General features: G+C 65.0%; 23 protein-coding genes. 4 read left to right on the top strand and 19 right to left on the bottom strand.

The genetic code is table 11. The annotated features are described in order from the left end of the window. Positions 1–23 precede the first annotated feature (23 nt). The 5 genes from ACFVTE_RS05820 to ACFVTE_RS05800 all read right to left on the bottom strand — a co-directional run bounded on the left by ACFVTE_RS05820 (position 24) and on the right by ACFVTE_RS05800 (position 6358). Positions 24–1595 (bottom strand): transporter, encoded by a 1572-nt coding sequence (locus ACFVTE_RS05820; RefSeq protein WP_387098093.1) that lies wholly within the window; start codon positions 1593–1595, stop codon positions 24–26. Continuing rightward, complete coding sequence (locus ACFVTE_RS05815) at positions 1577–2341, bottom strand: ABC transporter ATP-binding protein (RefSeq protein ID WP_387098090.1); 765 nt, start codon at positions 2339–2341, stop codon at positions 1577–1579. The genes ACFVTE_RS05820 and ACFVTE_RS05815 overlap by 19 nt, the downstream gene beginning before the upstream one ends. 86 nt (positions 2342–2427) lie before the next feature. Continuing rightward, positions 2428–3531: an NADH:flavin oxidoreductase/NADH oxidase gene (locus ACFVTE_RS05810; RefSeq protein WP_387098087.1), complete on the bottom strand. Its 1104-nt coding sequence runs from the start codon at positions 3529–3531 to the stop codon at positions 2428–2430. Next, positions 3531–4514 carry a co-chaperone YbbN gene (locus ACFVTE_RS05805; RefSeq protein WP_387098084.1) on the bottom strand — a complete coding sequence of 328 codons (984 nt, stop codon included), beginning with the start codon at positions 4512–4514 and terminating at the stop codon, positions 3531–3533. The genes ACFVTE_RS05810 and ACFVTE_RS05805 overlap by 1 nt, the downstream gene beginning before the upstream one ends. A gap of 80 nt (positions 4515–4594) precedes the next feature. Further along, positions 4595–6358 (bottom strand): hypothetical protein, encoded by a 1764-nt coding sequence (locus tag ACFVTE_RS05800; RefSeq protein WP_387098081.1) that lies wholly within the window; start codon positions 6356–6358, stop codon positions 4595–4597. A gap of 191 nt (positions 6359–6549) precedes the next feature. Here ACFVTE_RS05800 and ACFVTE_RS05795 point away from each other — a divergent pair, with 191 nt between their 5' ends. Then, on the top strand, positions 6550–7917 hold the full coding sequence (locus ACFVTE_RS05795) for an AI-2E family transporter (protein WP_387098078.1): 1368 nt from the start codon (positions 6550–6552) through the stop codon (positions 7915–7917). Positions 7918–7953: 36 nt separating this feature from the next. Here ACFVTE_RS05795 and ACFVTE_RS05790 read toward each other — a convergent pair whose 3' ends face one another. Together ACFVTE_RS05790 and ACFVTE_RS05785 are read right to left on the bottom strand one after the other, a co-directional pair. Further along, a complete protein-coding gene (locus ACFVTE_RS05790; RefSeq protein WP_387098075.1) occupies positions 7954–8754 on the bottom strand; it encodes an alpha/beta hydrolase in 801 nt (266 codons plus the stop codon). Positions 8755–8822: 68 nt separating this feature from the next. Beyond that, the gene (locus tag ACFVTE_RS05785; RefSeq protein WP_387098072.1) at positions 8823–9179 is read right to left on the bottom strand and encodes an ATP/GTP-binding protein; all 357 of its coding nucleotides are present in this window, start codon (positions 9177–9179) and stop codon (positions 8823–8825) included. 139 nt (positions 9180–9318) lie between these two features. Between ACFVTE_RS05785 and nucS the strand changes: the two genes are divergently transcribed. After that, positions 9319–10014 (top strand): endonuclease NucS, encoded by a 696-nt coding sequence (gene nucS / locus ACFVTE_RS05780; RefSeq protein WP_377951227.1) that lies wholly within the window; start codon positions 9319–9321, stop codon positions 10012–10014. A gap of 295 nt (positions 10015–10309) precedes the next feature. Continuing rightward, positions 10310–10513, top strand: coding sequence for a cold-shock protein (locus tag ACFVTE_RS05775; RefSeq protein ID WP_003804766.1), 204 nt, complete (start codon positions 10310–10312; stop codon positions 10511–10513). 123 nt (positions 10514–10636) lie between these two features. Here the strand turns inward: ACFVTE_RS05775 and ACFVTE_RS05770 are convergent, their stop codons facing one another. The 12 genes from ACFVTE_RS05770 to ACFVTE_RS05715 all read right to left on the bottom strand — a co-directional run bounded on the left by ACFVTE_RS05770 (position 10637) and on the right by ACFVTE_RS05715 (position 20250). After that, positions 10637–11068: a DUF2550 domain-containing protein gene (locus tag ACFVTE_RS05770; protein WP_387098067.1), complete on the bottom strand. Its 432-nt coding sequence runs from the start codon at positions 11066–11068 to the stop codon at positions 10637–10639. A gap of 10 nt (positions 11069–11078) precedes the next feature. Beyond that, positions 11079–11363, bottom strand: a complete 285-nt coding sequence (locus tag ACFVTE_RS05765; protein WP_306924356.1) for a F0F1 ATP synthase subunit epsilon — start codon at positions 11361–11363, stop codon at positions 11079–11081. Between the two features lies 1 nt (position 11364). Further along, a complete protein-coding gene (atpD, locus tag ACFVTE_RS05760) occupies positions 11365–12819 on the bottom strand; it encodes a F0F1 ATP synthase subunit beta (RefSeq protein WP_377989917.1) in 1455 nt (484 codons plus the stop codon). A gap of 72 nt (positions 12820–12891) precedes the next feature. Beyond that, positions 12892–13782 (bottom strand): F0F1 ATP synthase subunit gamma, encoded by an 891-nt coding sequence (locus ACFVTE_RS05755; RefSeq protein WP_387098065.1) that lies wholly within the window; start codon positions 13780–13782, stop codon positions 12892–12894. A 76-nt stretch (positions 13783–13858) separates the two neighbouring features. Then, positions 13859–15496, bottom strand: coding sequence for a F0F1 ATP synthase subunit alpha (atpA, locus tag ACFVTE_RS05750; protein ID WP_387098344.1), 1638 nt, complete (start codon positions 15494–15496; stop codon positions 13859–13861). Positions 15497–15579: 83 nt separating this feature from the next. Continuing rightward, positions 15580–16407, bottom strand: coding sequence for a F0F1 ATP synthase subunit delta (locus ACFVTE_RS05745; RefSeq protein WP_387098062.1), 828 nt, complete (start codon positions 16405–16407; stop codon positions 15580–15582). Beyond that, the gene (locus ACFVTE_RS05740; RefSeq protein WP_387098059.1) at positions 16407–16964 is read right to left on the bottom strand and encodes a F0F1 ATP synthase subunit B; all 558 of its coding nucleotides are present in this window, start codon (positions 16962–16964) and stop codon (positions 16407–16409) included. The genes ACFVTE_RS05745 and ACFVTE_RS05740 overlap by 1 nt, the downstream gene beginning before the upstream one ends. 53 nt (positions 16965–17017) lie before the next feature. Beyond that, the gene (gene atpE, locus ACFVTE_RS05735) at positions 17018–17236 is read right to left on the bottom strand and encodes an ATP synthase F0 subunit C (protein ID WP_003804776.1); all 219 of its coding nucleotides are present in this window, start codon (positions 17234–17236) and stop codon (positions 17018–17020) included. Positions 17237–17314: 78 nt separating this feature from the next. Further along, the gene (atpB, locus tag ACFVTE_RS05730; protein WP_102972065.1) at positions 17315–18115 is read right to left on the bottom strand and encodes a F0F1 ATP synthase subunit A; all 801 of its coding nucleotides are present in this window, start codon (positions 18113–18115) and stop codon (positions 17315–17317) included. Positions 18116–18196: 81 nt separating this feature from the next. Then, positions 18197–18535, bottom strand: coding sequence for a hypothetical protein (locus tag ACFVTE_RS05725; protein ID WP_387098055.1), 339 nt, complete (start codon positions 18533–18535; stop codon positions 18197–18199). After that, on the bottom strand, positions 18528–19031 hold the full coding sequence (locus ACFVTE_RS05720; protein ID WP_387098053.1) for a hypothetical protein: 504 nt from the start codon (positions 19029–19031) through the stop codon (positions 18528–18530). The genes ACFVTE_RS05725 and ACFVTE_RS05720 overlap by 8 nt, the downstream gene beginning before the upstream one ends. A gap of 91 nt (positions 19032–19122) precedes the next feature. Beyond that, a complete protein-coding gene (locus ACFVTE_RS05715) occupies positions 19123–20250 on the bottom strand; it encodes an MraY family glycosyltransferase (RefSeq protein ID WP_387098051.1) in 1128 nt (375 codons plus the stop codon). Between the two features lie 315 nt (positions 20251–20565). On the opposite strand from ACFVTE_RS05715, the gene ACFVTE_RS05710 reads away from it, so the two are divergent. Beyond that, on the top strand, positions 20566–21462 hold the full coding sequence (locus ACFVTE_RS05710) for a glycosyltransferase (protein WP_387098049.1): 897 nt from the start codon (positions 20566–20568) through the stop codon (positions 21460–21462). Position 21463 lies beyond the last annotated feature (1 nt).

Here is a 21463-nt window from a genome sequence, read left to right as displayed (position 1 = left end):
TACTTTTCACCGGTTGCGTGCTTTCACCGGTTGACCGTGACCTGGGCCAGAAGCTCCGGGCCGCGGGCATCGAGCCAGCGCCCGCCCACCCGGACGCCCACTATGAACAGTGCCGCGCCGAGGACGGGGCCTAGAGCCAGGTTGATCCAGCCAAAAAGCGGGTCACCGGTAAGCACCTGCGCGAGCACCAGGCCGGCCTCCGGGAGGACCAGCACCAGCAGGACACCCATCCCGCCAAACTGGACGGCGAGCGTCTGCCCCACATTGCCCGGCGGCTTCTTGAACGGGCTGTCGCCGGGAAGCGGCACGGCGATGGTGTAGCGGGCGGACACCACTGACGACAGGCCCAGCCCGGTCAGCAGCACTCCCACGGATATCCCCAGGATGGACGGCCACCATGCCCAGTCCCCCGTGATGAAGAACGGCACGGTGGCGAGGACCAGCACCGCGGGCAGCGCGAACGCCAGGCAGGCCAGCGCGCGCCCCAGCCGGTCATGGACTCCCCGCACGCCGGCAGCGACATGGAGGGCAAACGCGGTGTTGTCGTAGGAAACATCGCCCGAGATGGACCACGCCAGCAGGAACGCCGTCAGCGGACCGGTGACCATCAGCACGCCGTAGTCGTTGGTTTGGCTCCCCTGGAAAGCCAGCACAACGGGCAGCAGCGGAATGACCACCAGCGAGCCTGAATATCGGGGATCACGGAACCAGTAGGTCAGGGCCCGCGCCGTGACGGCACCCGCGGGCGTCGCGGGCAGCAGGGCGAACAGCCCCAGGCGGCCGCCCTTCCGGCGGCTGCTACCGCTGTAGGCCGGCGTAACCAGGGCACGTTCCAGCAGCAGCTTCCAGCACCAGGTAAGCCCCGCCAGCGTGGCCACGGCAATAAGCAGCTTGAGTCCCGCCGGGCCCGCCTGTCCGGCTTCGAGATCGCCGCCCAGCGACCAGGCCGCCCCCAGCGGCGTCCAGGAAACCCTGCCGGCCAGGTCGGTCAGGAAGGCCCCGGAACCCGCCATGCCCTGGAAGATGCCGGCGGTGATCGGGCCCAGCAGGACCAGGGGAACCATGAAGGCGATGCCGCTGAGGTCCTTGAACCGGCGTGAGGCCGCGAGGCTCGACGTGGCGGTGGTGACCACGCGGCAGAACACCACGCAGGTGAGCACGCCCAGGACGGCACCAACCAGCGCGCCGGCAGCTGGCAGCAGACCCCGGGACCAGGTGACCACGGTGCCCAGGGCGACGAGCAGGGTGGCCAGGCCCGGAATGCCGATGAGGCCGCCGAGCGCGAGGCCGGCCAGAAGCTGCGGCATGGGCACGGCCGACGTGGTAAACCGGGCGGGGTCCAGCGTCATGTCGACAGCAGAGGCAATGACCGGCACAATTCCCCAGCCCAGCAGCGCCGCGGAACCGCCAAGCACCACCACGGTCTGGGCGAGGCCCGGATCCTCCTGCCGCAGCAGGACGAGCAGCATCACGCACATGCCGACGAAGAAGAGCGCGTACAGTCCGCCGAATGCCAGCCCCACCAGCTGCCAGGGGCTCCGCCGCAGCCCGTTACGCAGCAGCGCGAGCTTCAGCCTCAGGAGGTGCGCAACCATTCGAGCCCCTCCGTCTGGCTCCGGCCGCCCACGAGCTGCACGAACCGTTCCTCCAGGGTGGCTCCGGCACACACCTGGTCGATCGTGCCTGCGGCCAGGATCCGGCCGCCGGCGATCACGGCCACGTGGTCGCACATCCGCTGCACGAGGTCCATCACATGGCTGGACACGATCACGGTGCCGCCCGAGGCCACGTACCTGTCCAGGATGTCCCTGATGTTGGCGGCGGAGACGGGATCCACAGATTCGAAGGGCTCGTCCAGCACGAGGACCTTCGGAGCGTGGATCAGCGCGGAGGCCAGCGCGATCTTCTTGGTCATGCCGGCGGAGTAATCAACCACCAGGGTGCCCGCGTCCTGGCTGAGGTCAAATGCTGCGAGCAACTCCCCCACGCGGGAAGCCACCACGTCCCTGTCCATGCCCCGGAGCAGCCCGGCGTACGTGACCAGTTGCTCACCGCTGAGCCGGTCAAAGAGCCGCACCCCGTCAGGCAGGATGCCCATCAGCTTCTTGGCTTCCAGCGGGTGCGCCCAGACGTCCACCCCGTGGACCACCGCCGTTCCGAAGTCCGGGCGGAGGAGGCCGGTCGCCATGGACAGGGTGGTGGTCTTGCCGGCGCCATTGGGCCCGACGATGCCGAAGAACGAACCGGCCGGAACGTCGAGGCTTATGCCGTCCACCGCGATTTTGGTGCCGAAGCGCTTGGCAAGCCCCCTGATCGAGAGGGCTGTTATGGGAGTGCTCATGCACTCACCCTAGCCGCGCCCTGCGGCCAGGGGGATCCTCCCGAAGGAGTAGAAATCTCGGCACATCCGGCCGCTAAAAAGCACGCCTAAAAAGCACGGCGCGGCACGGCCCGTTCATACTGCGGCGCCCAGCGCAGGTCGTGGCCGAGTTCAAAGGCGGCCCGGAGCCACCAGTGGGGATCCCGCAGTGCCGCGCGGGCAATGAAGACGCCGTCCGCCTGTCCGGTAGCCACCACATGTTCCGCCTGGTCCGGGGAGGTCAGCAGCCCGACGGTGCCGGTGGCGACTCCTGTTTCGCGGCGGATCCGGGCGGCGAATTCGGTCTGGTAGCCCGGTCCGGGCTGGATCTTCTGGTGCGCGACGGCCCCGCCGCTGGACACGTCGACGAGGTCCACGCCACGCGCGGCGGCCTGCGCGGCCAGGCTGACCGAGTCCTCGACGCTGATGCCGCCCTCTGCCCAGTCGGTTGCCGAGATGCGAAGCAGCAGCGGCATGGAGTCGGGGATGACGTTGCGGACAGCGTCGACGACGGCCAGGGTCAGCCGGTTCCGCCCCTCGGCACTGCCGCCCCAGGAGTCGGTGCGGTCATTGATCAGGGGGCTTTGGAACTCGTGGAGGAGGTATCCGTGGGCACCGTGCAGTTCGATGGTGTCGAAGCCGATGTCCACGGCGCGGGCCGCCGCGGCGGCAAAATCGGCGATGACGCGCTGGATGTCGTCCTCGGTCATGGCGGCGGGCGGCGCGTAGCCGTCGAAGGCCTGGGCGCCCGGACCCACTGTCTGCCAGCCGCCGTCGGACGCCGGGACCGATCCGCTTTGGCCGGAAAACGGCCAGTACGTGGACGCTTTGCGTCCTGCATGCGCGAGCTGGGCACCGATCTTCGTGTCGGCCACGCCGTGGCGGTGCACGAAGCCGACGATCCGCTCCCAGGCCAGCGCCTGCTCGTCGTTGTACAGCCCCGCGTCGCGGGGACTGATGCGCCCTTCGGCATTGACTGCCGCGGCCTCGGTCAGGATGAGGGCGGCTCCCCCGGCGGCGAACGATCCAAGATGCATGAGGTGCCAGTCGTTGGGCACGCCGGGCGCCTCGTCAGGTTCGCAGCTGTACTGGCACATCGGCGAAACCCAGCCGCGGTGCTGCAGTTCCAGGGAACGCAGCGTCAGGGGCCGGAACAGCGCGGGCGCCGTCACTAAAACAGCACCCGGGCCAGCGCCTGGCGGGCCTTGCCAACGCGTTCGTCGGTGGTCCCCACAACCTCGAACAGTTCGAGCAGGCGTATGCGGGCGGTCTCGCGTTCCGGTCCGAAGTTCCTGCCGATGAACGCGACCACGCGGTTGAGGGCATCCTCGACGTGGCCGCCCGCGAGATCGAGGTCCGCCACGCCCAGCTGGGCCGTCAGGTTGTCGGGTTCATCCGCCGCGAGCTGGCGCAGGGCCTCACCCTCGGGTCCGGAAAGGCTCTGCAGGCGCTCCATGAGTTCAACCTGCGCCAGGCCGGCCTTGGCCTCGGCGTCCGCGGGCATCTCGGCGAGCGCCTGCCGGTAGGCAGCGGCCGCTGCAGCGTAGTCACCCTCTTCAATGGCGTCGAAGGCCTTCTGGTGAAGCGGCGGGAGCGGGGCTGGGCCGGGTTCTTCAGTTGAACCTGCGCCGCCTCCGACGTTGCCGGTCACCCCGTTGGCGGCGGCGACCGTGAGAAGTTCATCCAGCAGGGGCCGGATCTGCTGTTCGTCTGCGCCGCCTTGGAAGAGCGGAACCGGCTGGCCCTTGATTACGGCCACAGCGGTGGGAACGGCCTGCACCTGGAAGGCCTGGGCCAGCTGGGGGAACGCTTCGACGTCAGCAGCGGCGAGGACCAGACGGCCGCCGTAGCTCTGGATGTTCCGGTCAAGGGCATCCAGCACGCCGGCTGATTCGGGCGAATAGGCGGCCCAGAGGACAAACACCACGGGCACCTGGGCGGACAGCTCGATAAGGCTCTGGAAGTTTGCTTCGGTGACGTCCACCCGGAGGGCGGGTGCGCCGTCGTTCTGCTGGGCTTGTGCGTCGCCTGCCGCGGGGTTGCTGGGGGGTGCCGGCGGCGCCGGCCGCTGCTTGAGGGAGGAGAGATCGACGGCGCCACGAAGGTTAAGCTGGCTCGCGGCCGAAGGGACAGGGCGGGAAGCTGGCGAACTCATAGCTCCCACTCTAGCCACAAGAGCGGCCGCGGTAAGCACCGCGGCCGCTCGAGTGACGGCAGGTTTAGGGAACCTGTTCCCTACTTGAAGCTGGCCCCCACCAGTCCGCGCGTGGCGGCCACGAGCTTCATCGGGTCCTTCGAGGCCGCCGGCGGCACGTACACGGCCACGGATTCGGCGAACTTCAGCACCATGCCGGTGGTGGTTTCCTTGCCGCCGGCGAGGACGGCCGCATCGTTGCCGATGGACAGCTTGTCGCCTTCGGCCTTGGGGGTGCCGTCGAAGTTAAAGGTCAGGCGGCCAAGGACCAGGGCCCCGCCGTCCTCCGTACGGAACACCACGGTGTTCTCCGGAACAACCTTGTGCGTGAATGCGAATTTGCCGTCGACGCCGTCCTTCACAATGTCAGCCTGGTAGGACAGCGTGTCCGCGATGTAGGGGGAAGATTCCCCTTCCACCAGCTTGCTCTTGAACGTGGAGCTGGACTTGGTCAGCCGGTCGGCCAGTCCTGCGAGCGCTTCCTGCCCGCTGTAGAGCAGGCCGGACTTGTCGTCTGCGGCAAGCGACTCCGTGCCGCCGCGAACGATCGACGGGAACGTGGTGCCGGGCTGCAGCGGCGACGTGCCCACGAGCTTGTAGTTCTCCCGCGGGGCCTTCTGCACGAGCGTGAGCAGCTGCGGCACAACGTTGCCTTCACCCTGCGTGACGGCGAGGACGGACCGCGGCCATTCGCGCTTGTCGGTGACCACCGTCGTCAGGAGCTTCGTGGAGCGCACGGGCATGCGGGCGTCATAGGAGGCCACCCGCGACCTGATTTTGTAGTTCTGGGTACGCACTTCAAGCTCCGTCCCGGCAACGCGGGCGGCGAGCTTCTTGGCGTCCTTGGCGGCGTCGCCGGCGTCGGTGGCGCTGGCCACCTGCTCCAGGATGCGGCGGAACTGGGCGTCCAGGACAACCGGCGTGCCGCCGGCCTCGGGCGAGGCGCTGGCGGTGGAGGTCGACGCCGGGGCAGACGAAGTGCTGGCCTGCGCGGCAGCTGCGGTGCCGGCGAGGACAGCAGCGGTGGTGGCCGCGACCACAACGCTGAGCCGCGCGGAGGAGGACCGTTCACCGGCCTTGGCTGCCGCCTTTGCGCGGGCTCGCCGAGCGAACAGGCTGCCCTGCTTGGCGCCGGCCTTGTCAGCCGGCCCGCTGCCTGCCGACCCGCTATCGGAGGACCCGCCGTCGCGGGGCGCCCCGCTCTTGGGCTTGAGGACCAGCAGTGCCCCGCCGGCGAGGATCAGGAGGCCGCCGAGGACCATGAGCGGCACGGCCCACGGCATGGACGTGTCGTTGGGGAACGTCATGGAAATGGACGACGGCGCGGGCTTCTTTCCGTCCGCTGCCAGCAGCAGGGACCAGTCGCCGTCGGCGGGTGCGGACCACGTGTAGTCCAGCTCGCCGCTGGCGTTCTCGGTGCTCACCCAGAGGTCAGACCCGGCGGGCGACGGCGCGCTGGCTTCGCCGTCGTTGTGCTTAACCTGCAGCGACTTCTTGTCGTCGGAGACTCCGGTGACCGTGTTGTGGGCGGTCTTTCCCACCCAGGCATCGACATCGTCCGGGCGTCCGGCCGCGAGCAGGAAGCTGCCCTCGCCCTTGACCTTGATGGTGACCGTTCCACCTTCGAGGGTGCGCAGCTTCTGGTCGATAACGGTCAGGGGCGCGGCTTGGCCGGCGGAAGCCGTTGCCGTCACTGTCTCGGCGGGGGCCCAGAAGGTCTTCTGCCCGATGCCGGCCAGCAGTGTCAGGAGGCCGAGCAGCACAAGTGCAACTGCAGTCTTGAAACGCAAAGGAATACCTATCATCAGCGGGGGTTTAGCTTCAATAGTAACCGTTTTGTTACCAATAGGCCGGATCGGGGGTTCACAGCGCCGGCCGCCGCCCCAGCGAAAGGCCGCCCGCCCGGCTATTCACAAGGCTGCTGATAGTGTTTGCGATGATCATCACATCCGGCCCGCAGCCGCGGCGCCACGCACGGTAAAGGCATCAAAAAGCAGTGACTGAACACACGGATCCGTCCATGCGCGGCCCCGAAGATCTGCCCGACGCCGACTCCCCGCAGAGCCTGCCGGCAGCACAGGATACTGCTGCATACAATGCTGCGGCACCCGGCCCCGTGCCACAGGGCGCGCCGCTGCAGAAGCCGGTCAAGACGAGGGGCCGCCCCGCCGCCCTGGGTGCCGTGTTGCGGCGCCTCCGCCAGCCAATCCCGGGCGCCCAGCCCCGGCTCCGGTTTGAATTCCCGCCGGAGCATCCGGACAGCGTTGAGCCGGAAGATGCCGGTGAGACCGCGGACACCGCACGGTTCGGTTCCCCCGGCCCCCGCATCTCCGCCCAGCACCCCCTGTACCTGGGGTTCATGGGCACAGTGGGCGTGGGCCTGGCCCTGCTGGTCTACTGGATCGGGTCCCACACCACCCAGCTCCTGCTCTGGATCGTGGCCGCCCTGTTCATCGCCCTGGGCCTGGACCCCGTGGTGCGCTGGCTGGAGGGCCGGAAGATTCCCCGGCCCGCAGGCATTCTCGTCTCGGTGTCGGTGCTGATGCTCGCCGTGGTGGGCTTCTTTGCCACCCTGATCCCCACGATCGTGGAGCAGGTGACCGAACTCGTGCAGCAGGCCCCGGTGTGGGTGCGGGACTTCATCAACTCCGATTTCTTCCGGACCCTGGACAACCAGTTCGGCGTCCGCGACCGCATCACCGAGGAACTGGACAAGTTCGTCAAGAACCCCGAGGCCATGAGCGGCATCTTCGGCGGCGTCCTCGGCTTCGGGTCGACGGTGGCAAACGGCCTCTTCGGCACGCTGATCGTGCTGGTGCTCAGCCTGTACTTCCTGGCCGCCCTGCCGGCGATGAAGAAATGGGGCTACCGGCTGGCACCGCGGTCCCGGCGGCCCCGCGTCGAGGCGCTGTCCGAGGAGATCAGCCGCTCGGTGGGCAACTACGTCATCGGCCAGGCGGTGGTCGCCCTGCTGAACGCCACCTTCGCCTTCATCGTCATGTCCATCATCGGCGTGCCGTTCGCCGTGCTGCTGACGTTCATCGTGGCACTGCTGGCGTTCATTCCGCTGGTGGGCGGGCTGATCGCCGGCGTGGTGGTCATCCTGATCACCCTGACGCTTGGCTGGCAGTCCGCCCTGGCCTACGCCGTCTGCTACTTCGCCTACCTGCAGTTCGAGGCCTACTTCATCTCGCCGCGCATCATGCAGAAGGCCGTGGCCGTGCCCGGCGCCGTCGCGGTGATCTCCGTCATTGCCGGCGGCAGCCTGCTCGGCGTCCTGGGTGCACTGATTGCCATCCCGACGGCGGCTGCCACCCTGCTGCTGATCAAGGAGATCTACATCGTCCGCCAGGATAAGCATTAGGCGCAGTCAAGCATTAAGCGCAGACACGCACCAGCCTCAGACGGCGGCGGTGGCCACCGGCCCTTCCCACTCCTGCGGGAGGCCCGCGGCTCCTGAGCCATCGCGCGTAACGTCGTCCACGATCTCGTTCAGCACCCGGGCGGCCTGCTTCTCCCCCACCCAAAGGTGCTTGGCGCCGTCGACCCCCACCACCCTGGCCTGCGGCACAAGGCCGAACCGGGCCTCAGCGGCAGCGGGCCGGAGGTAGTCGTCGTGCTCGGGCACCAGGACGGTCAGCGGCTTGCCGGCCTCCGCCCACAGCTTCAGGTGCTCGTCGGTGGCCCGGTGCAGCGGCGGCGACAGCAGCACGGCGCCCTCCACCTGGGAGGCCACCGGCTCCACGGCGCCGTACATCAGGGCGAGCTCGGTGCCGAAGGACCAGCCCACGAGCCAGCGGTTGGGCAGTCCGCGCTCGACGGCGAAACGCACCGCCGCCTCGACGTCGTACCGCTCGCCAACGCCTTCCTCAAAGGTTCCGTCGCTGGTTCCGCGCGGCGAAGTGGTGCCCCTGGTGTTGAAGCGCAGCACGGCGACGCCGGCCAGTGCCGGCAGACGGTAGGAGGCCTTGCGGTACACGTGGGAATCCATGAAGCCGCCGTGCGTGGGCAGCGGGTGGAGGGTGATCAGCGTGGCGGTGACCGGACCCGATTCCGGCAGGGCCAGTTCGCCCACCAGCGTGTGGCCGTCCTCCGTGCGGATTTCGATGTTTTCGCGGCGGGCGGGAAGCACCGTGGAGGCGCGAATCGCGGTGGCGGCTGATGGCTGGCTGAAAACGTACGACGCCGGGTCAAAAGTCATGCGCACCAGCTTATCTTCCGGCCGGGCCGGCCCGGGCACTGGTCACCCGGCGTTGCCGGTGCCGGACGTTACCGGTACCGGAAGTTACGGGACGTCCAGCAGTTGGTGTGCCAGTGGCGCCGCTCCGCCAGACCCGCGGCAGCGCCGAACAGGTGGTCGTCGGCCCAGACCACGAGGTGGGCGATCCCGGGCGGTACCGCCGTGGAGCAGCCCGGGCAGATGTACGTCTTTTCGGCGTTGCGGGCCGTCATGGTCCGCACCATCCAGTCGCCGTCCGGCGCGCTTTCCCGGCGGGCGATTCCCGCGCGTGCCCGCTCCAGGTCAAGTTCCGGTGCGGGACCGGTGCCGTGCTTTCCGCCGCCCGGGGCATTTCCGGCCGCACCGCGCCCGGTCTTGGGTCGGCGGGGACGGTTGGAGCGGGGCATGACTCCATTCTGCCTCAGCCGGCGCCCCTGCCCCGCCCAGCATGACACCGTGCTAAGGCCCGCAGTGCCTTTCCTCGGGCCGCCCCGCGCCGGGCGGCCGCTGCAGGGAAGGCCCTGCGGAGAAGGTATGGTGTAGGGCGTGCGTCTCGTCATAGCCCGTTGCTCCGTTGATTATGTTGGCCGGCTCAAAGCCCATCTCCCCCTCGCCACCCGGCTCCTGCTGGTGAAGGCCGACGGCTCCGTGCTGGTGCACTCCGACGGCGGCTCGTACAAGCCGCTGAACTGGATGAGCCCGCCCGCCGTTCTCCGCGTCACCTCCCCGGAGGAGGCCGACGTCGAGGTGGGCGTCGTCGAACAGTGGACCGTGCAGTCGGCCAAGACGGATGACAGGCTCATCATCAACATCCATGAGCAGATCCACGACAGCTCCCACGAGCTCGGTCAGGACCCCGGCCTTATCAAGGACGGCGTCGAGGCAGACCTGCAGCGCCTCCTCGCCGACCAGATCGAAACCCTCGGCGAGGGATTCTCGCTGATCCGGCGGGAGTATTTCACAGCCATCGGCCCTGTGGACATCCTGGCCCGGGATGCCGACGGCGCCACGGTGGCCATCGAGCTGAAGCGCCGCGGGGACATCGACGGTGTGGAACAGCTGACGCGCTACCTCGAGCTGCTCAACCGCGATCCTCTGCTGGCGCCGGTGCGGGGCATCTTCGCCGCACAGCAGATCAAGCCGCAGGCCAGGGTGCTGGCCACGGACCGCGGCATTGACTGCGTGACCTTGGATTACGACGCGATGCGGGGCGTTGACGACATTGAATCCCGGCTTTTCTGACCGGCACTTCCTGCCCGTGTAGCCGTAGCCAAGGGGTGATCAGGCGTTTACTCCGGATTTGTCCAAAATTTGCCGGAATTCGCGTTTTGCCCGTTGACCAGACGGTTTGCCCATGAAATTCTTGTATCAGTCTTTGTGTAGGTGTTTTTCATGCTCGCAAGACATGTTGCGAGCGCGAAGCTCCTGCAACGCAATTCCGGTTATCGGGGGTGCAGGCCAGGATTCTTCTCGCGGAGTAACCAAGACCAGTACGAGGTGTGCTGGCCTTAAACAGTTCCATACTGAGGAGAAATAAATGGCACAGGGAACCGTCAAGTGGTTCAACGCTGAAAAGGGCTTCGGCTTCATCACCCCGGACGACTCCGATGGCGATGTCTTCGTTCACTACTCCGAGATCCAGACCGGCGGCTTCAAGACCCTCGACGAGAACCAGCGCGTTCAGTTCGAAATCGGCCAGGGCGCCAAGGGCCCCCAGGCTACGGGCGTAACCGTCGTCTAATTAGTCTCAAAAGAAATGATCCTCGGCATTCGTGCCGGGGATCATTTTTGTGTCACTAATATTTTCAGATCTTGAAACATTCACGGGGCGGCGCCGCTTTGGCGCCGAGCGGGTGCTGAACGGTCAGCGCCAAGTCCCCACGCCGATGACGGGCCCGGCTTCCAGCCACGAGGACAAACCGGTGTACGCATCGAACTTCATGGCCAGGAAAACGTCCCGGCCCTCGTAGCGTAGCTCCACGATCACCACATCCGGCTGTATCTTGACCAGCTCCGCCTCCGTGGGCTGGCGCCGGCCCAGCAGCTCCAGCGAACTCCGTTTAAAGCGGTGGCGGGGCCGCACGCTTAGCGACAGGAGTTTGAACCACTCAAGCTCATTGTCCTGATAACGACAAACCCCCATCCGCCAGCTCTTTCCAGCCGTACGAATGGAGGCGTCCACCGTGCCCAGGGCGCGCCGCAGGTTGAAGCGGCGCACCCCAAACAGGCACAGCGTAAAAATCAGCACCGCAAACACGGTTGCTATGGCGATGAACGGAAAGGAAGTAACGTCCATCAGGGTTGTGCTATCGGATCCCCGCAGTGGCCGCGTCACCCAGCTGGGCGTTGTCAGCAACAATTACCACCCGGTTGTTGTCGACGGAGAAGAACCCGCCGTCAACGTCTACGGCAATGCGGTCGCCGGAGACCGGCTCGATCGCCAGCTGACCCTCGGCCAAAATCGCCAGCACGGGCGAGTGGCCGGGCAGGATTCCGATTTCACCATCGCTGGTGCGGGCCTTGACCATCTTGGCCGCCCCGGACCACACGAAGTGGTCCGCTGCGACAATCTCAACCTCAAGCTCAGCCATATTACTTGGTCTGTTCCTGAATCTTGGCCCACTGGCGCTCGACGTCGTCCAGGCCGCCGACGTTGAAGAACGCCTGCTCTGCAACGTGGTCAAGTTCGCCGTCGCAGATGGCCGCGAAGCCTTCAACGGTGTCCTTGATGGAGACGGTGGAGCCCTCAACGCCGGTGAACTGCTTGGCGGTGTAGGTGTTCTGGGAGAGGAACTGCTGGATGCGGCGTGCACGCGACACGACGATCTTGTCCTCTTCAGACAGTTCGTCAACACCGAGGATGGCGATGATGTCCTGGAGTTCCTTGTTCTTCTGCAGGATCTGCTTCACACGGACAGCCGTGTTGTAGTGGTCCTTGCCGATGTACTGCGGGTCCAGGATTCGCGACGTGGACGTCAGCGGGTCCACGGCCGGGTACAGGCCACGGGAGGCGATTTCACGGGAAAGTTCCGTGGTCGCATCCAGGTGCGCGAAGGTGGTGGCCGGTGCCGGGTCGGTGTAGTCATCTGCGGGGACGTAGATGGCCTGCATCGAGGTGATGGAGTGGCCCTTGGTGGACGTAATGCGCTCCTGCAGGAGGCCCATCTCGTCGGCAAGGTTCGGCTGGTAACCCACGGCGGAAGGCATGCGGCCCAACAGCGTGGAAACCTCGGAACCGGCCTGCGTGAAGCGGAAGATGTTGTCGATGAAGAGCAGCACGTCCTGGTTCTGGACATCGCGGAAGTACTCCGCCATGGTCAGGGCGGACAGGGCCACGCGCAGACGCGTTCCCGGCGGCTCATCCATCTGGCCGAACACAAGGGCGGTGTCCTTGAGGACGCCTGCCTCTTCCATTTCAACCCAGAGGTCGTTGCCCTCACGGGTACGCTCGCCAACACCGGCGAACACGGAGGTACCACCGAAGTTGCGGGCAACACGGGTGATCATTTCCTGGATCAGAACGGTCTTGCCCACGCCGGCGCCGCCGAACAGGCCGATCTTTCCACCCTTGATGTACGGGGTGAGGAGGTCGATGACCTTGATGCCCGTTTCGAGCATTTCGGTGGAACCCTCGAGGGACGCGAAGGACGGGGCCTTGCGGTGGATCGGCCAGTAGTCCGAAGCCTGGATCTCGGACTCTTCGACGTCCAGCGGCTTGCCGAGGACGTTGAAGATGTGGCCCTTGACGCCGTCGCCAACAGGCACGGAGATCGGGGAACCGCTGTCAACCACGGAGGTGCCGCGGACCAGGCCGTCGGTTGCCTGCAGGGAGATAGCGCGGACGAGGTTGTCACCCAGGTGCTGGGAGGTCTCGAACGTGATGGTTTTGGTCTCACCGTTGAGAGTGATCTCGGTGGTGAGTGCGTTGTAAATCGAGGGGATTGCGTCAGCCGGGAATTCGACGTCGACAACCGGGCCAATGACACGTGCGATACGGCCGGTTGCACCGGCCGTTGCTGCTACGTGTTCGGTAGCGGTGGCAGTCATCTCTCTCACTTCACTCGTAGATGGCGTGGGGTTAAGTTTATCTGGTGGTGCAGGGGTCCGTGTTCCGTGCGGCTACGACGCGAGAGCGTCTGCGCCGGCCACGATTTCGGAAAGCTCCTGCGTAATCTCTGCCTGGCGGGCGGTATTGCGCAGACGCGTGTACTTCTTGATGAGCTCCGTGGCGTTGTCGCCGGCGGATTTCATCGCCCGCTGGCGTGCAGCAAGCTCGGAAGCCGCTGCCTGCAGCATGGCCGCGAAAATGCGGGATTCGATGTAGCGCGGCAGCAGTGCGTTGAGCACCTGTCCCGGCTCCGGTTCGAATTCGTAAAGCGGCAGAAGTTCCGACTCGGAGACTGCCTGCTCTTCCACAACTTCAAGGGGAAGAAGGCGGATGACGGTTGGCTCCTGCGTCACCATGGACTTGAAGCGGGTGTACACAACGTGGATTTCGTCCACGCCGCCCTCTTCGAAATCAATGGCGAAGTCCTCAAGGAGTGCCGCGCCGATTTCCTGCGCCGTGGCGAACTCAGGTGCATCCGTGTTGCCGGTCCAGACCCGCCCGTAGGGACGGTTCCGGAAATCGAAATAAGCCTGCGCCTTGCGGCCCACGAGGTACGTCTTGACTTCCTTGCCTTCGGCGCGGAGCAGTTCGTTCAGGCCTTCTGCCTGCTTGAGCACGCTTGCGGAGTAGGAACCTGCAAGGCCGCGGTCCGAGGTGATAACCAGGACGGCGGCCCGGCGGATCTGCTCCGGCTCGGTGGTCAAGGGGTGGTCGATTTCGCTTTGGCTTGCAACGGCGGAAACGGCGCGCGTGATCGCGTTCGCGTAAGGCAGTGAAGCTGCTACCCGGGCACGGGCCTTGCCAATGCGCGATGTAGCGATCAGTTCCATCGCCTTGAAGATCTTGCGCATCGACGTGGTCGAGCTGATCTTCTGGCGGTAGACCCGGATCTGGGCTCCCATACTTATCCTTTCCTAAGATCCCGATGGCCGGGACTGCCGGACCCCCGAAGGGCTCCGGCAGTCCCTGCCAGCGAAACTAGCGCTTCTGCCTGACGATTTTTTCCTGGTCGACCTGACCCTCGGAGATAGCTTCATGCTCCTCGTGGCCGGCACCAACCAGCTTGTCGTCCCCCTCGCCGAAGAAGCCCTTCTTGAAGTCCACAATGGCGGCCTTCAGCGCTTCGACGGTGTCGTCATCCAGGACGTTGGTCTGGGCCAGCGTCGTGAGGATTGAGGACTTGTGCTTAAGGTGCTCCAGGAATTCGGACTCAAAGCGGCTGATGTCCTCCACCGGGACGTCGTCCAGGTAGCCCTGGGTACCGGCCCAGATGGACACAACCTGGTTCTCGACCGGGAACGGCGAGTACTGGCCCTGCTTGAGCAGTTCCATCAGGCGGGCACCACGGGTCAGCTGCTGGCGCGACGCGGCGTCGAGGTCGGACGCAAACATCGCGAAGGCCTGCATGTCGCGGTACTGGGCAAGATCCAGCTTCAAGGTACCGGAGACCTTCTTCATGGACTTGACCTGGGCGGCACCGCCAACGCGGGAAACCGAGACACCAACGTCAACAGCGGGGCGCTGGTTGGCGTTGAAGAGGTCCGACTGCAGGAAGATCTGGCCATCGGTAATGGAGATCACGTTGGTCGGGATGTAGGCGGAAACGTCGTTTGCCTTGGTTTCGATGAGCGGCAGGCCAGTCATCGAGCCTGCACCGAGCTCGTCGGAGAGCTTGGCACAACGCTCCAGCAGGCGGGAGTGCAGGTAGAAGACGTCGCCCGGGTAGGCTTCGCGTCCCGGCGGGCGGCGGAGCAGCAGCGAGACGGCGCGGTAGGCTTCGGCCTGCTTGGACAGGTCATCGAACACGATGAGAACGTGCTTGCCGCCGTACATCCAGTGCTGGCCGATGGCCGAGCCGGCGTAAGGGGCGAGGTACTTGAAGCCTGCCGGGTCGGACGCCGGGGAGGCAACAATCGTGGTGTACTCGAGCGCGCCGTTGTCCTCCAGTGTCTGGCGGATAGCGGCAATCGTCGACGCCTTCTGGCCGATGGCGACGTAGATGCAGCGGACCTGCTTGGTGACATCGCCGGAAGCCCAGTTGGCCTTCTGGTTGATGATCGTGTCGATCGCGATCGCGGACTTGCCGGTCTGGCGGTCGCCAATGATCAGCTGGCGCTGGCCGCGGCCGATCGGGATCATCGCGTCAATGGCCTTCAGGCCGGTCTGCATCGGCTCGTGGACCGACTTGCGCTGGGTCACGCCGGGCGCCTGGAGTTCCAGGGCACGGGTGGTCTCGGCCTTGATCTCGCCGAGGTCGTCAATGGGCACACCCAGGGGGTCAACCACGCGGCCGAGGAAGGCGTCGCCCACCGGTACGGACAGAACCTGTCCGGTGCGGTGAACCTCCTGGCCTTCTTCGATGCCGTAGAAGTCACCGAGGATGATGACACCGATCTCGCGCACGTCGAGGTTCTGGGCGAGGCCCAGGGTGCCGTCTTCGAAACGAAGCAGCTCGTTCGCCATGACCGAGGGAAGGCCCTCAACACGGGCGATGCCGTCGCTTGCGGTGGTCACACGGCCGACCTCTACGCGCTCTGCGTTTCCGGGTTCGTAGGACGCCGCGAATTCGTTCAACGCATTACGGACGTCGTCGGCGTTGATGGTCAATTCGGCCATCTGCAGTCCCTGCTCTCCTGTATTCGTGATCATCGTTGCTCACGATGACCGGGGTTTCTATCAGTTTTGTTGTGCTTGTCCGGCTAGCCGGCCAGCTGGCGCTGGAGCTCGTTCAGGCGGGTGAGGACCGAAGCGTCGAGCACTTCGTCCCCCACCTGCACCCGGATGCCGCCGATCAGCCTGGGATCAACGTTGAAGTTGATCTTCAGCTCACGTCCGTAGAGGGAGTTCAATCCCGCCTGCAGACGGTTCTCCTGCGTCCCCGTCAGGGGACGCGTAACGCTGACCGTCGCAATCCAGCGCTGCTGGCGCTTGGCGGCGAGCTCGGCGAAACGGCTGACGAGCCTGGTTGCCTTGATGCCACGGGGATGGGCCACTGCCTGTCCGATAAGGATCTTGGCTTCCTCACTTGCGGAAGGAACCAGCCTTTCGGCCAGGGCGATCTTGGCGGCGGCGCTGGCCTGCGGTTCAGACAGGGCACCCTGCACCTCGTGGCTGGCAGCCACAGCCTGGTTGAAGGAGAACAGATCATTCTCGAGTTCTTCCAGGCCAGTGATACCGGAGGCAGAAACGGCCGACTTGTTTTCAGCAACGGCGATGACCACCGTTGCGGCAAGCGTCTCGAGTGCATCGCCGATGTCTCGCGCCGATGCCCAGCGTGAGCTGGCCAGACCGGCAGCGATGTCCACGGCTTCGGCGGAAACTTTTCCGCTGAAGAGCTGCTTGATCAACGCCGACTTTTCCTCACCGCTGCGGGAGGGGTCAGTCAGGGCACGGCGCAAGCCAGCCGAGCTGTCCACCGCTCCCAGGATCCCGAAAAGTTCCTTTGCCAACTGCAGCGATGCAAACGGAAGCTTTGGCTCCAGCTCGGTCAGCGCCTTGGTCAGCGATTCGCTCGATACACCTGCCATTACTTAGCTACACCTGCGTTCTGGGTCTCCAGATCAGCCAGGAAGCGGTCAACAACGCGTGCTGCGCGTGCGTCGTCCTCGAGGGTTTCCCCAACGATGCGGCCCGCAAGCGTGGTGGCAAGGGTGCCCACCTCCGCACGCAGCGACACGACGGCCGCCTGGCGCTCGGATTCGATCTGCGCGTGTGCCTGAGCGGTGATGCGTGCAGACTCGGCTGCCGCCTTCTCCTTCAGTTCCGCCAGGATCTGGGCGCCTTCGGCACGTGCTTCCTCGCGGATACGGTTGGCCTCAGCACGGGCATCAGTGAGCTGCTGCTTGTACTCTTCGAGTGCGGCAGAAGCCTCAGCCTGAGCCTTCTCAGCCTTGGCGATGCCGCCCTCGATGGCCTCGGCACGCTCTGCGAACGTCTTCTCGAACATCGGGACAACGAACTTGACCACGATGAAAAAGAGGACAGCAAAGCCGGCGAGGACGACGCCCATTTCCCAAAGATTGGGAACGAGCGGGTTAGCCGCCTCGGCGCCTTCAGTGGCGGCTGAGATGATCAGCTGATTCATATTTCACCCGTCCTTATCTACTCGGTTCTGAATGTTCGCTAGGTTCTGAAGGTTTACTTGAGAACGAAAGCGAAGACCAGGCCCAGGATGGCGAGGGCTTCAGTCAGCGCAAGGCCGAGGAATGCGATCGGCTGCAGGACGCGCTGGGCTTCCGGCTGACGAGCCACACCGTTGATGTAGGCAGCGAACACGAGACCCACACCGATACCACCGCCGATGGCCGAGAGACCGTAGCCGATGAGGTTGAGGGAGCCGTTGATGGAGCCTTCCATTTTTCTTCCTTTCAAGATGCCATGTATATGGCAGGTTGTTTGGGTTGCTTCATCCCCACGAGGGGAAGTTTGAGGTGCCTAGTGGCTGTCGGCGTGGAGTGCGCCTTCGATGTAAATCGCAGTCAGCAGTGTGAACACGTAGGCCTGCAGCGCCATGATCAGCGCTTCCAGCATGTACATGGCAATCGCACCGGCGAGAACCAGCACGGAGGTGCCCTTGAGGAGGACGTTCTCCTGCATGACGAGGTATTCGATGCCGGAGCCGGCAATCATGACGATCAGGTGGCCGGCCAGCATGGTGGCGAAGAGACGCAGGCTGTGCGTGACCGGGCGGACCAGGAAGTTGGAGATGATCTCGATCGGAATGACGATCGGGAGGATGTAGACCGGGACACCGGAGGGAACGGTGGCGAGCTTGAAGTAGCGCAGGCCGTTCTTCTTGATGCCGATGCCGATCCAGGTGACGTACACGATGGCTGCCAGCACGTAGGCTCCGCCGACGTGCGAGAAGCTCGGGAGCTGGATCACCGGGATGGCGCCGTAGATGTTGTTCACCAGGATGAAGAAGAACAGGCTGAACAGGAGCGGGACGTACTTGATGAAGTCCCTGCCACCGATGATGTCCTTGGCGATGCTGTTACGGACAAAGCCGTAGGCGGCTTCACCTGCGAACTGCAGCTTGCCGGGAACGAGCTGCTGCTTCCGCGCAGCAAGCACAAAGAATGTGGCGATAATGACGACGGACAGGATAACCAGCAGCATCTGCTTGGAGAATCCGTCTGCCGCACCCCACGGCAGGATTGCCGGCAGGTGCATTTCTTCAATTCCGGGAGGTGTGAACTCTCCTGAATTTTGGGCCGGGAGCGCAAGCGCGATCAACGCGTTTCCTCTCTGCAGTGTCCATCGTTGGGCGTTGGTCGGGTTCCGGCGCGCGTCATGCTTGCCCTCCCCCTCGTGAAATTATTTGGCATTACTGTTCCCGTCCTCGGACGGGCCGCTGGCTGCACCGTTCCCGCCAGTTGGTTTCCTTGAACTGGTGAGGCCGTGCATATGGGACAGATAGAACCCTCCCGCGGCTCCAAGCAGAGCGCCTGCGAGCACAATCCAGCGGGTTCCCCACAGATAATCCAGTCCCCACCCTATCAAACTCCAGACGATGATTCCGCCAATAATGTAGCTAAAGACGGCCATTCCAGCGTTGTAACCGCCGTCGGAATTCTCGCCGGGTACAGCGGCAGGACCGGGGGTCGGTTCGGGTGTCCCAGGCTCGCTTTTCCCGGGGTGGTTCCGCTTAGACATCGGTGCTGCCGCCGTTCCGTTTAGGGTCGCCGGCCTGCTCCGGGTCGTTGAAGATCTGCAGCCGGGCTTTGCTGAAACCGTAGATTTCGGCCGCCTGCCAAGTGACCACTGCCACGACGGCGCCGATAACGAACCAGCGGCCGTGCAGCCAGTCGGGGGCACCGACGGCAAACAGGACCACGGCAAAGCCGATGACCTTGACGAAGTAGGTCGCTACGAACAGTCCGACGGCACCTGAGGGGTTGTTGCGCCCCACGAAGTGTCCGATCAGGAGGCTGATCGCGAAGAACACGACCACGAGCAGGCCACCGAGGCTGCTGGACACAACACCGGTCCAGCCGTTCAGCAGGGCAGCCACGATGCCGGTAACAACCAGGGCGCCGCCGGCGACTGCGGAACTGAGTCCCAGCAGACCGAGCCAGAGCGACCGTGTGGGGCCGGAGACGCCAACGGTTCCTTTGCCGGACGCAGGTCCGGGGTCGGCGTTGGAGGTCATGCGAACCCAATCTTCGGGGCAGGGTGGAGTGGTGCAGGAAAGACCCGCACCTGAATTCTACACGAGATAGAAATTTTCCGAAAAGCGCGTGTTACTCAGGCGCCGGACCCACTCCGGTGTTCTCCCCGCGGCGGCTCAGGTACGGCCAGGCCGTGACCAGGCCCATGATCAGCGTGGCGGCGACCATCATTGCCAGCACCAGCTGCCAGGGGTAGACCGCGAAGGCCAGGCCACCGAAGGACAGCACCGCTGCCCATAAGTACAGGAGCATCACCGCAGTGCGGTGGGAATAACCGATGTCCATGAGTTTGTGGTGCAGATGCCCGCGGTCCGCGGACCACGGTGAACGGCCGACGGCGGTGCGCCGCACCACCGCGAGGCACAGGTCCAGGAGCGGCAGGAACAGTACCGCAAAAGGCAGCAGGATCGGGATGATCGTGGGGATACCGTTGACGCGGTCATAAAGCCCCGACGTGATCTGCCCTGTAGAGACCACACCGGCTGACGCCATCAGCAGTCCTATCAGCATCGCCCCGGAGTCCCCCATGAAGATCTTCGAGGGAAACCAGTTGTGCGGCAGAAAGCCCAGGCAACTCCCCACGAGGACTGCCGTCAGCAGTGTGGCGAGGTCTGAACGGTCCAGGATCGGCGCGTTCCTGTGGACCCAGTAGGCCGTGAGGAAGAACGCAGACCCGCCGATGATGGCCACCCCGGCGGCCAGCCCGTCCAGCCCGTCGATGAAGTTGAACGCGTTCATCGTGACAACGATGAGTCCGGTGGTGAGAGCGATGTTGACCGGGTCCGACTCGAAGCGTATCGGCTCCGGAACGAACGGGATGATGGTCATTCGGACACCCCAGACGGCCACCACAAGCGCGGCGCAGGCCTGCCCGATCAGCTTGATCCACCAGCGCAGGTCAAGGAGGTCGTCCGCCACTCCCACCAGCACGATGACGGCGGCGCCCGCCAAGACACCCCACGGCGAGCCGTTGTTCCGGAAGATGTCCTTGACGAAGAAGGATTGGCTGGACACTGCCAGCGCCACCAGTACGCCGGCGAAGATCCCCAGCCCGCCAAGACGGGAGACCGGGCTGGAATGCATGTCCCGGCTGCGGATCGGGGCGAAGAGCTCAAGCCGGTTGCCGATCAGCCGTGCACCCCACGTTGCGACGTAGGAGACGATGGCTGCTGTCAGCATCATGGACAGGTACATGATCATGGCGCGGCCACCGTTCCGGTGGCATTGGGTTTGATGCTGCCGCGGTGCTTGCTGCAACGCTGCAGGCTATTCGGATGCGGATTCGGGGTCAGGCCGGGAGGACCATGCGGGCTCGTTAGGTGTGGATCTGACGTGCAATAAATGAAACTTCTCCGTCGCCATGCGCGCACAGACAGGCAGTGCATAGTGCCTGACGGGGCTGTATTACAGTGGACTCTAGTCAAGATACTAACGCCAACGGGTACATCGCTTCGCGTCACACGGCCATACGCCGGCGGGAAACTTGCCGACGGCTGTGCTGAAAGGATCCCCGCCATGCCAGTGTCGGTTGCAGTGGCCGCCGTGACGTTTGACCGCCCCCGTGAGCTCGCCGTCCTGCTGAAGGCCATCAATGAACAGACGGCCTCCGTGTCCACCATCTGCCTCGTTGACAGCGGCACGGTGCCGGCGAAGGACGTTGCCGGGCAGCATGAAAATGTGGATTACATCCGCTCGGAAGCCAACCTTGGCGGCGCCGGAGGCTTTTCCCTCGCGGCGCTCAAGGCCGTGGCCAGCGGCGCCGACTGGGTCTGGATGATGGACGACGACGCCGAGCCGGCGGACGCAGAGTGCCTGGCCACGCTGATCCGGGAAGCGGAGGCGCGGGACCTGGAGGCTGTTGTGCCCCTCGTCGTGGCTCCGGGCCATCCCGACCAGCTCTCCTTCTTCTTCCGGCTGGACGGCAAGGTCACTCATGACCGGGCCGCGCTGGAGAAGGTGGGCTTCCTGCCTAACGACGGCCATTTCTTCAACGGTGCCCTCATCCGCTCCGATGTCTTCTTCAAGGTGGGGCTGCCGGACATGCGCCTCTTCATCCGCGGCGACGAAGTGGACTTCACCATCCGGCTGCGCAAGGCGGGTATCCGTTTCGGCACCGTCACCACGGCTGCGATCATGCATCCGCACGCGTTTTCCGAAACGAAGCATGTCTTTGGAGCCCGCTGGCACGTCATCGTTCCGGAGGGCGCCTTCAAGCGCTACTACTATTACCGCAACCGCGGCTACCTCATTCGCCGCCACTTCCGCGTGAAGTCCCTGGTGGCCGATGTGGGCGGTTACCTCGGCTACTTCCTCCGCCGGGGCGATCTCCGCGGGCTGGCGGACTGGTTCCGGGCGTTCTCCGCGGGGCTCCGCGGCAGGGGCTTCGGCCCGCTGAAGGACCAGAAGTTCTGAC

The sequence above is a fragment of the Arthrobacter sp. NPDC058097 genome (assembly GCF_042884885.1).
Classification (GTDB): domain Bacteria; phylum Actinomycetota; class Actinomycetes; order Actinomycetales; family Micrococcaceae; genus Arthrobacter.
The sequence above is the reverse complement of the archived record's forward strand: the minus strand, read 5'-3'. Positions and strand labels throughout refer to the sequence as shown.

Coding starts and splice junctions, on each gene's coding strand:
- ACFVTE_RS05820 (WP_387098093.1), bottom strand. CDS start 1,595: ATGGTTGCGCACCTCCTGAGGCTGAAGCTCGCGCTGCTGCGTAACGGG.
- ACFVTE_RS05740 (WP_387098059.1), bottom strand. CDS start 16,964: ATGAATCAGCTGATCATCTCAGCCGCCACTGAAGGCGCCGAGGCGGCT.
- ACFVTE_RS05755 (WP_387098065.1), bottom strand. CDS start 13,782: ATGGGAGCCCAGATCCGGGTCTACCGCCAGAAGATCAGCTCGACCACG.
- ACFVTE_RS05725 (WP_387098055.1), bottom strand. CDS start 18,535: ATGTCTAAGCGGAACCACCCCGGGAAAAGCGAGCCTGGGACACCCGAA.
- atpE (WP_003804776.1), bottom strand. CDS start 17,236: ATGGAAGGCTCCATCAACGGCTCCCTCAACCTCATCGGCTACGGTCTC.
- ACFVTE_RS05765 (WP_306924356.1), bottom strand. CDS start 11,363: ATGGCTGAGCTTGAGGTTGAGATTGTCGCAGCGGACCACTTCGTGTGG.
- atpD (WP_377989917.1), bottom strand. CDS start 12,819: ATGACTGCCACCGCTACCGAACACGTAGCAGCAACGGCCGGTGCAACC.
- ACFVTE_RS05775 (WP_003804766.1), top strand. CDS start 10,310: ATGGCACAGGGAACCGTCAAGTGGTTCAACGCTGAAAAGGGCTTCGGC.
- ACFVTE_RS05805 (WP_387098084.1), bottom strand. CDS start 4,514: ATGAGTTCGCCAGCTTCCCGCCCTGTCCCTTCGGCCGCGAGCCAGCTT.
- ACFVTE_RS05815 (WP_387098090.1), bottom strand. CDS start 2,341: ATGAGCACTCCCATAACAGCCCTCTCGATCAGGGGGCTTGCCAAGCGC.
- ACFVTE_RS05715 (WP_387098051.1), bottom strand. CDS start 20,250: ATGATCATGTACCTGTCCATGATGCTGACAGCAGCCATCGTCTCCTAC.
- ACFVTE_RS05785 (WP_387098072.1), bottom strand. CDS start 9,179: ATGCCCCGCTCCAACCGTCCCCGCCGACCCAAGACCGGGCGCGGTGCG.
- ACFVTE_RS05790 (WP_387098075.1), bottom strand. CDS start 8,754: ATGACTTTTGACCCGGCGTCGTACGTTTTCAGCCAGCCATCAGCCGCC.
- atpA (WP_387098344.1), bottom strand. CDS start 15,496: ATGGCCGAATTGACCATCAACGCCGACGACGTCCGTAATGCGTTGAAC.
- ACFVTE_RS05770 (WP_387098067.1), bottom strand. CDS start 11,068: ATGGACGTTACTTCCTTTCCGTTCATCGCCATAGCAACCGTGTTTGCG.
- ACFVTE_RS05720 (WP_387098053.1), bottom strand. CDS start 19,031: ATGACCTCCAACGCCGACCCCGGACCTGCGTCCGGCAAAGGAACCGTT.
- ACFVTE_RS05710 (WP_387098049.1), top strand. CDS start 20,566: ATGCCAGTGTCGGTTGCAGTGGCCGCCGTGACGTTTGACCGCCCCCGT.
- ACFVTE_RS05800 (WP_387098081.1), bottom strand. CDS start 6,358: ATGATAGGTATTCCTTTGCGTTTCAAGACTGCAGTTGCACTTGTGCTG.
- ACFVTE_RS05745 (WP_387098062.1), bottom strand. CDS start 16,407: ATGGCAGGTGTATCGAGCGAATCGCTGACCAAGGCGCTGACCGAGCTG.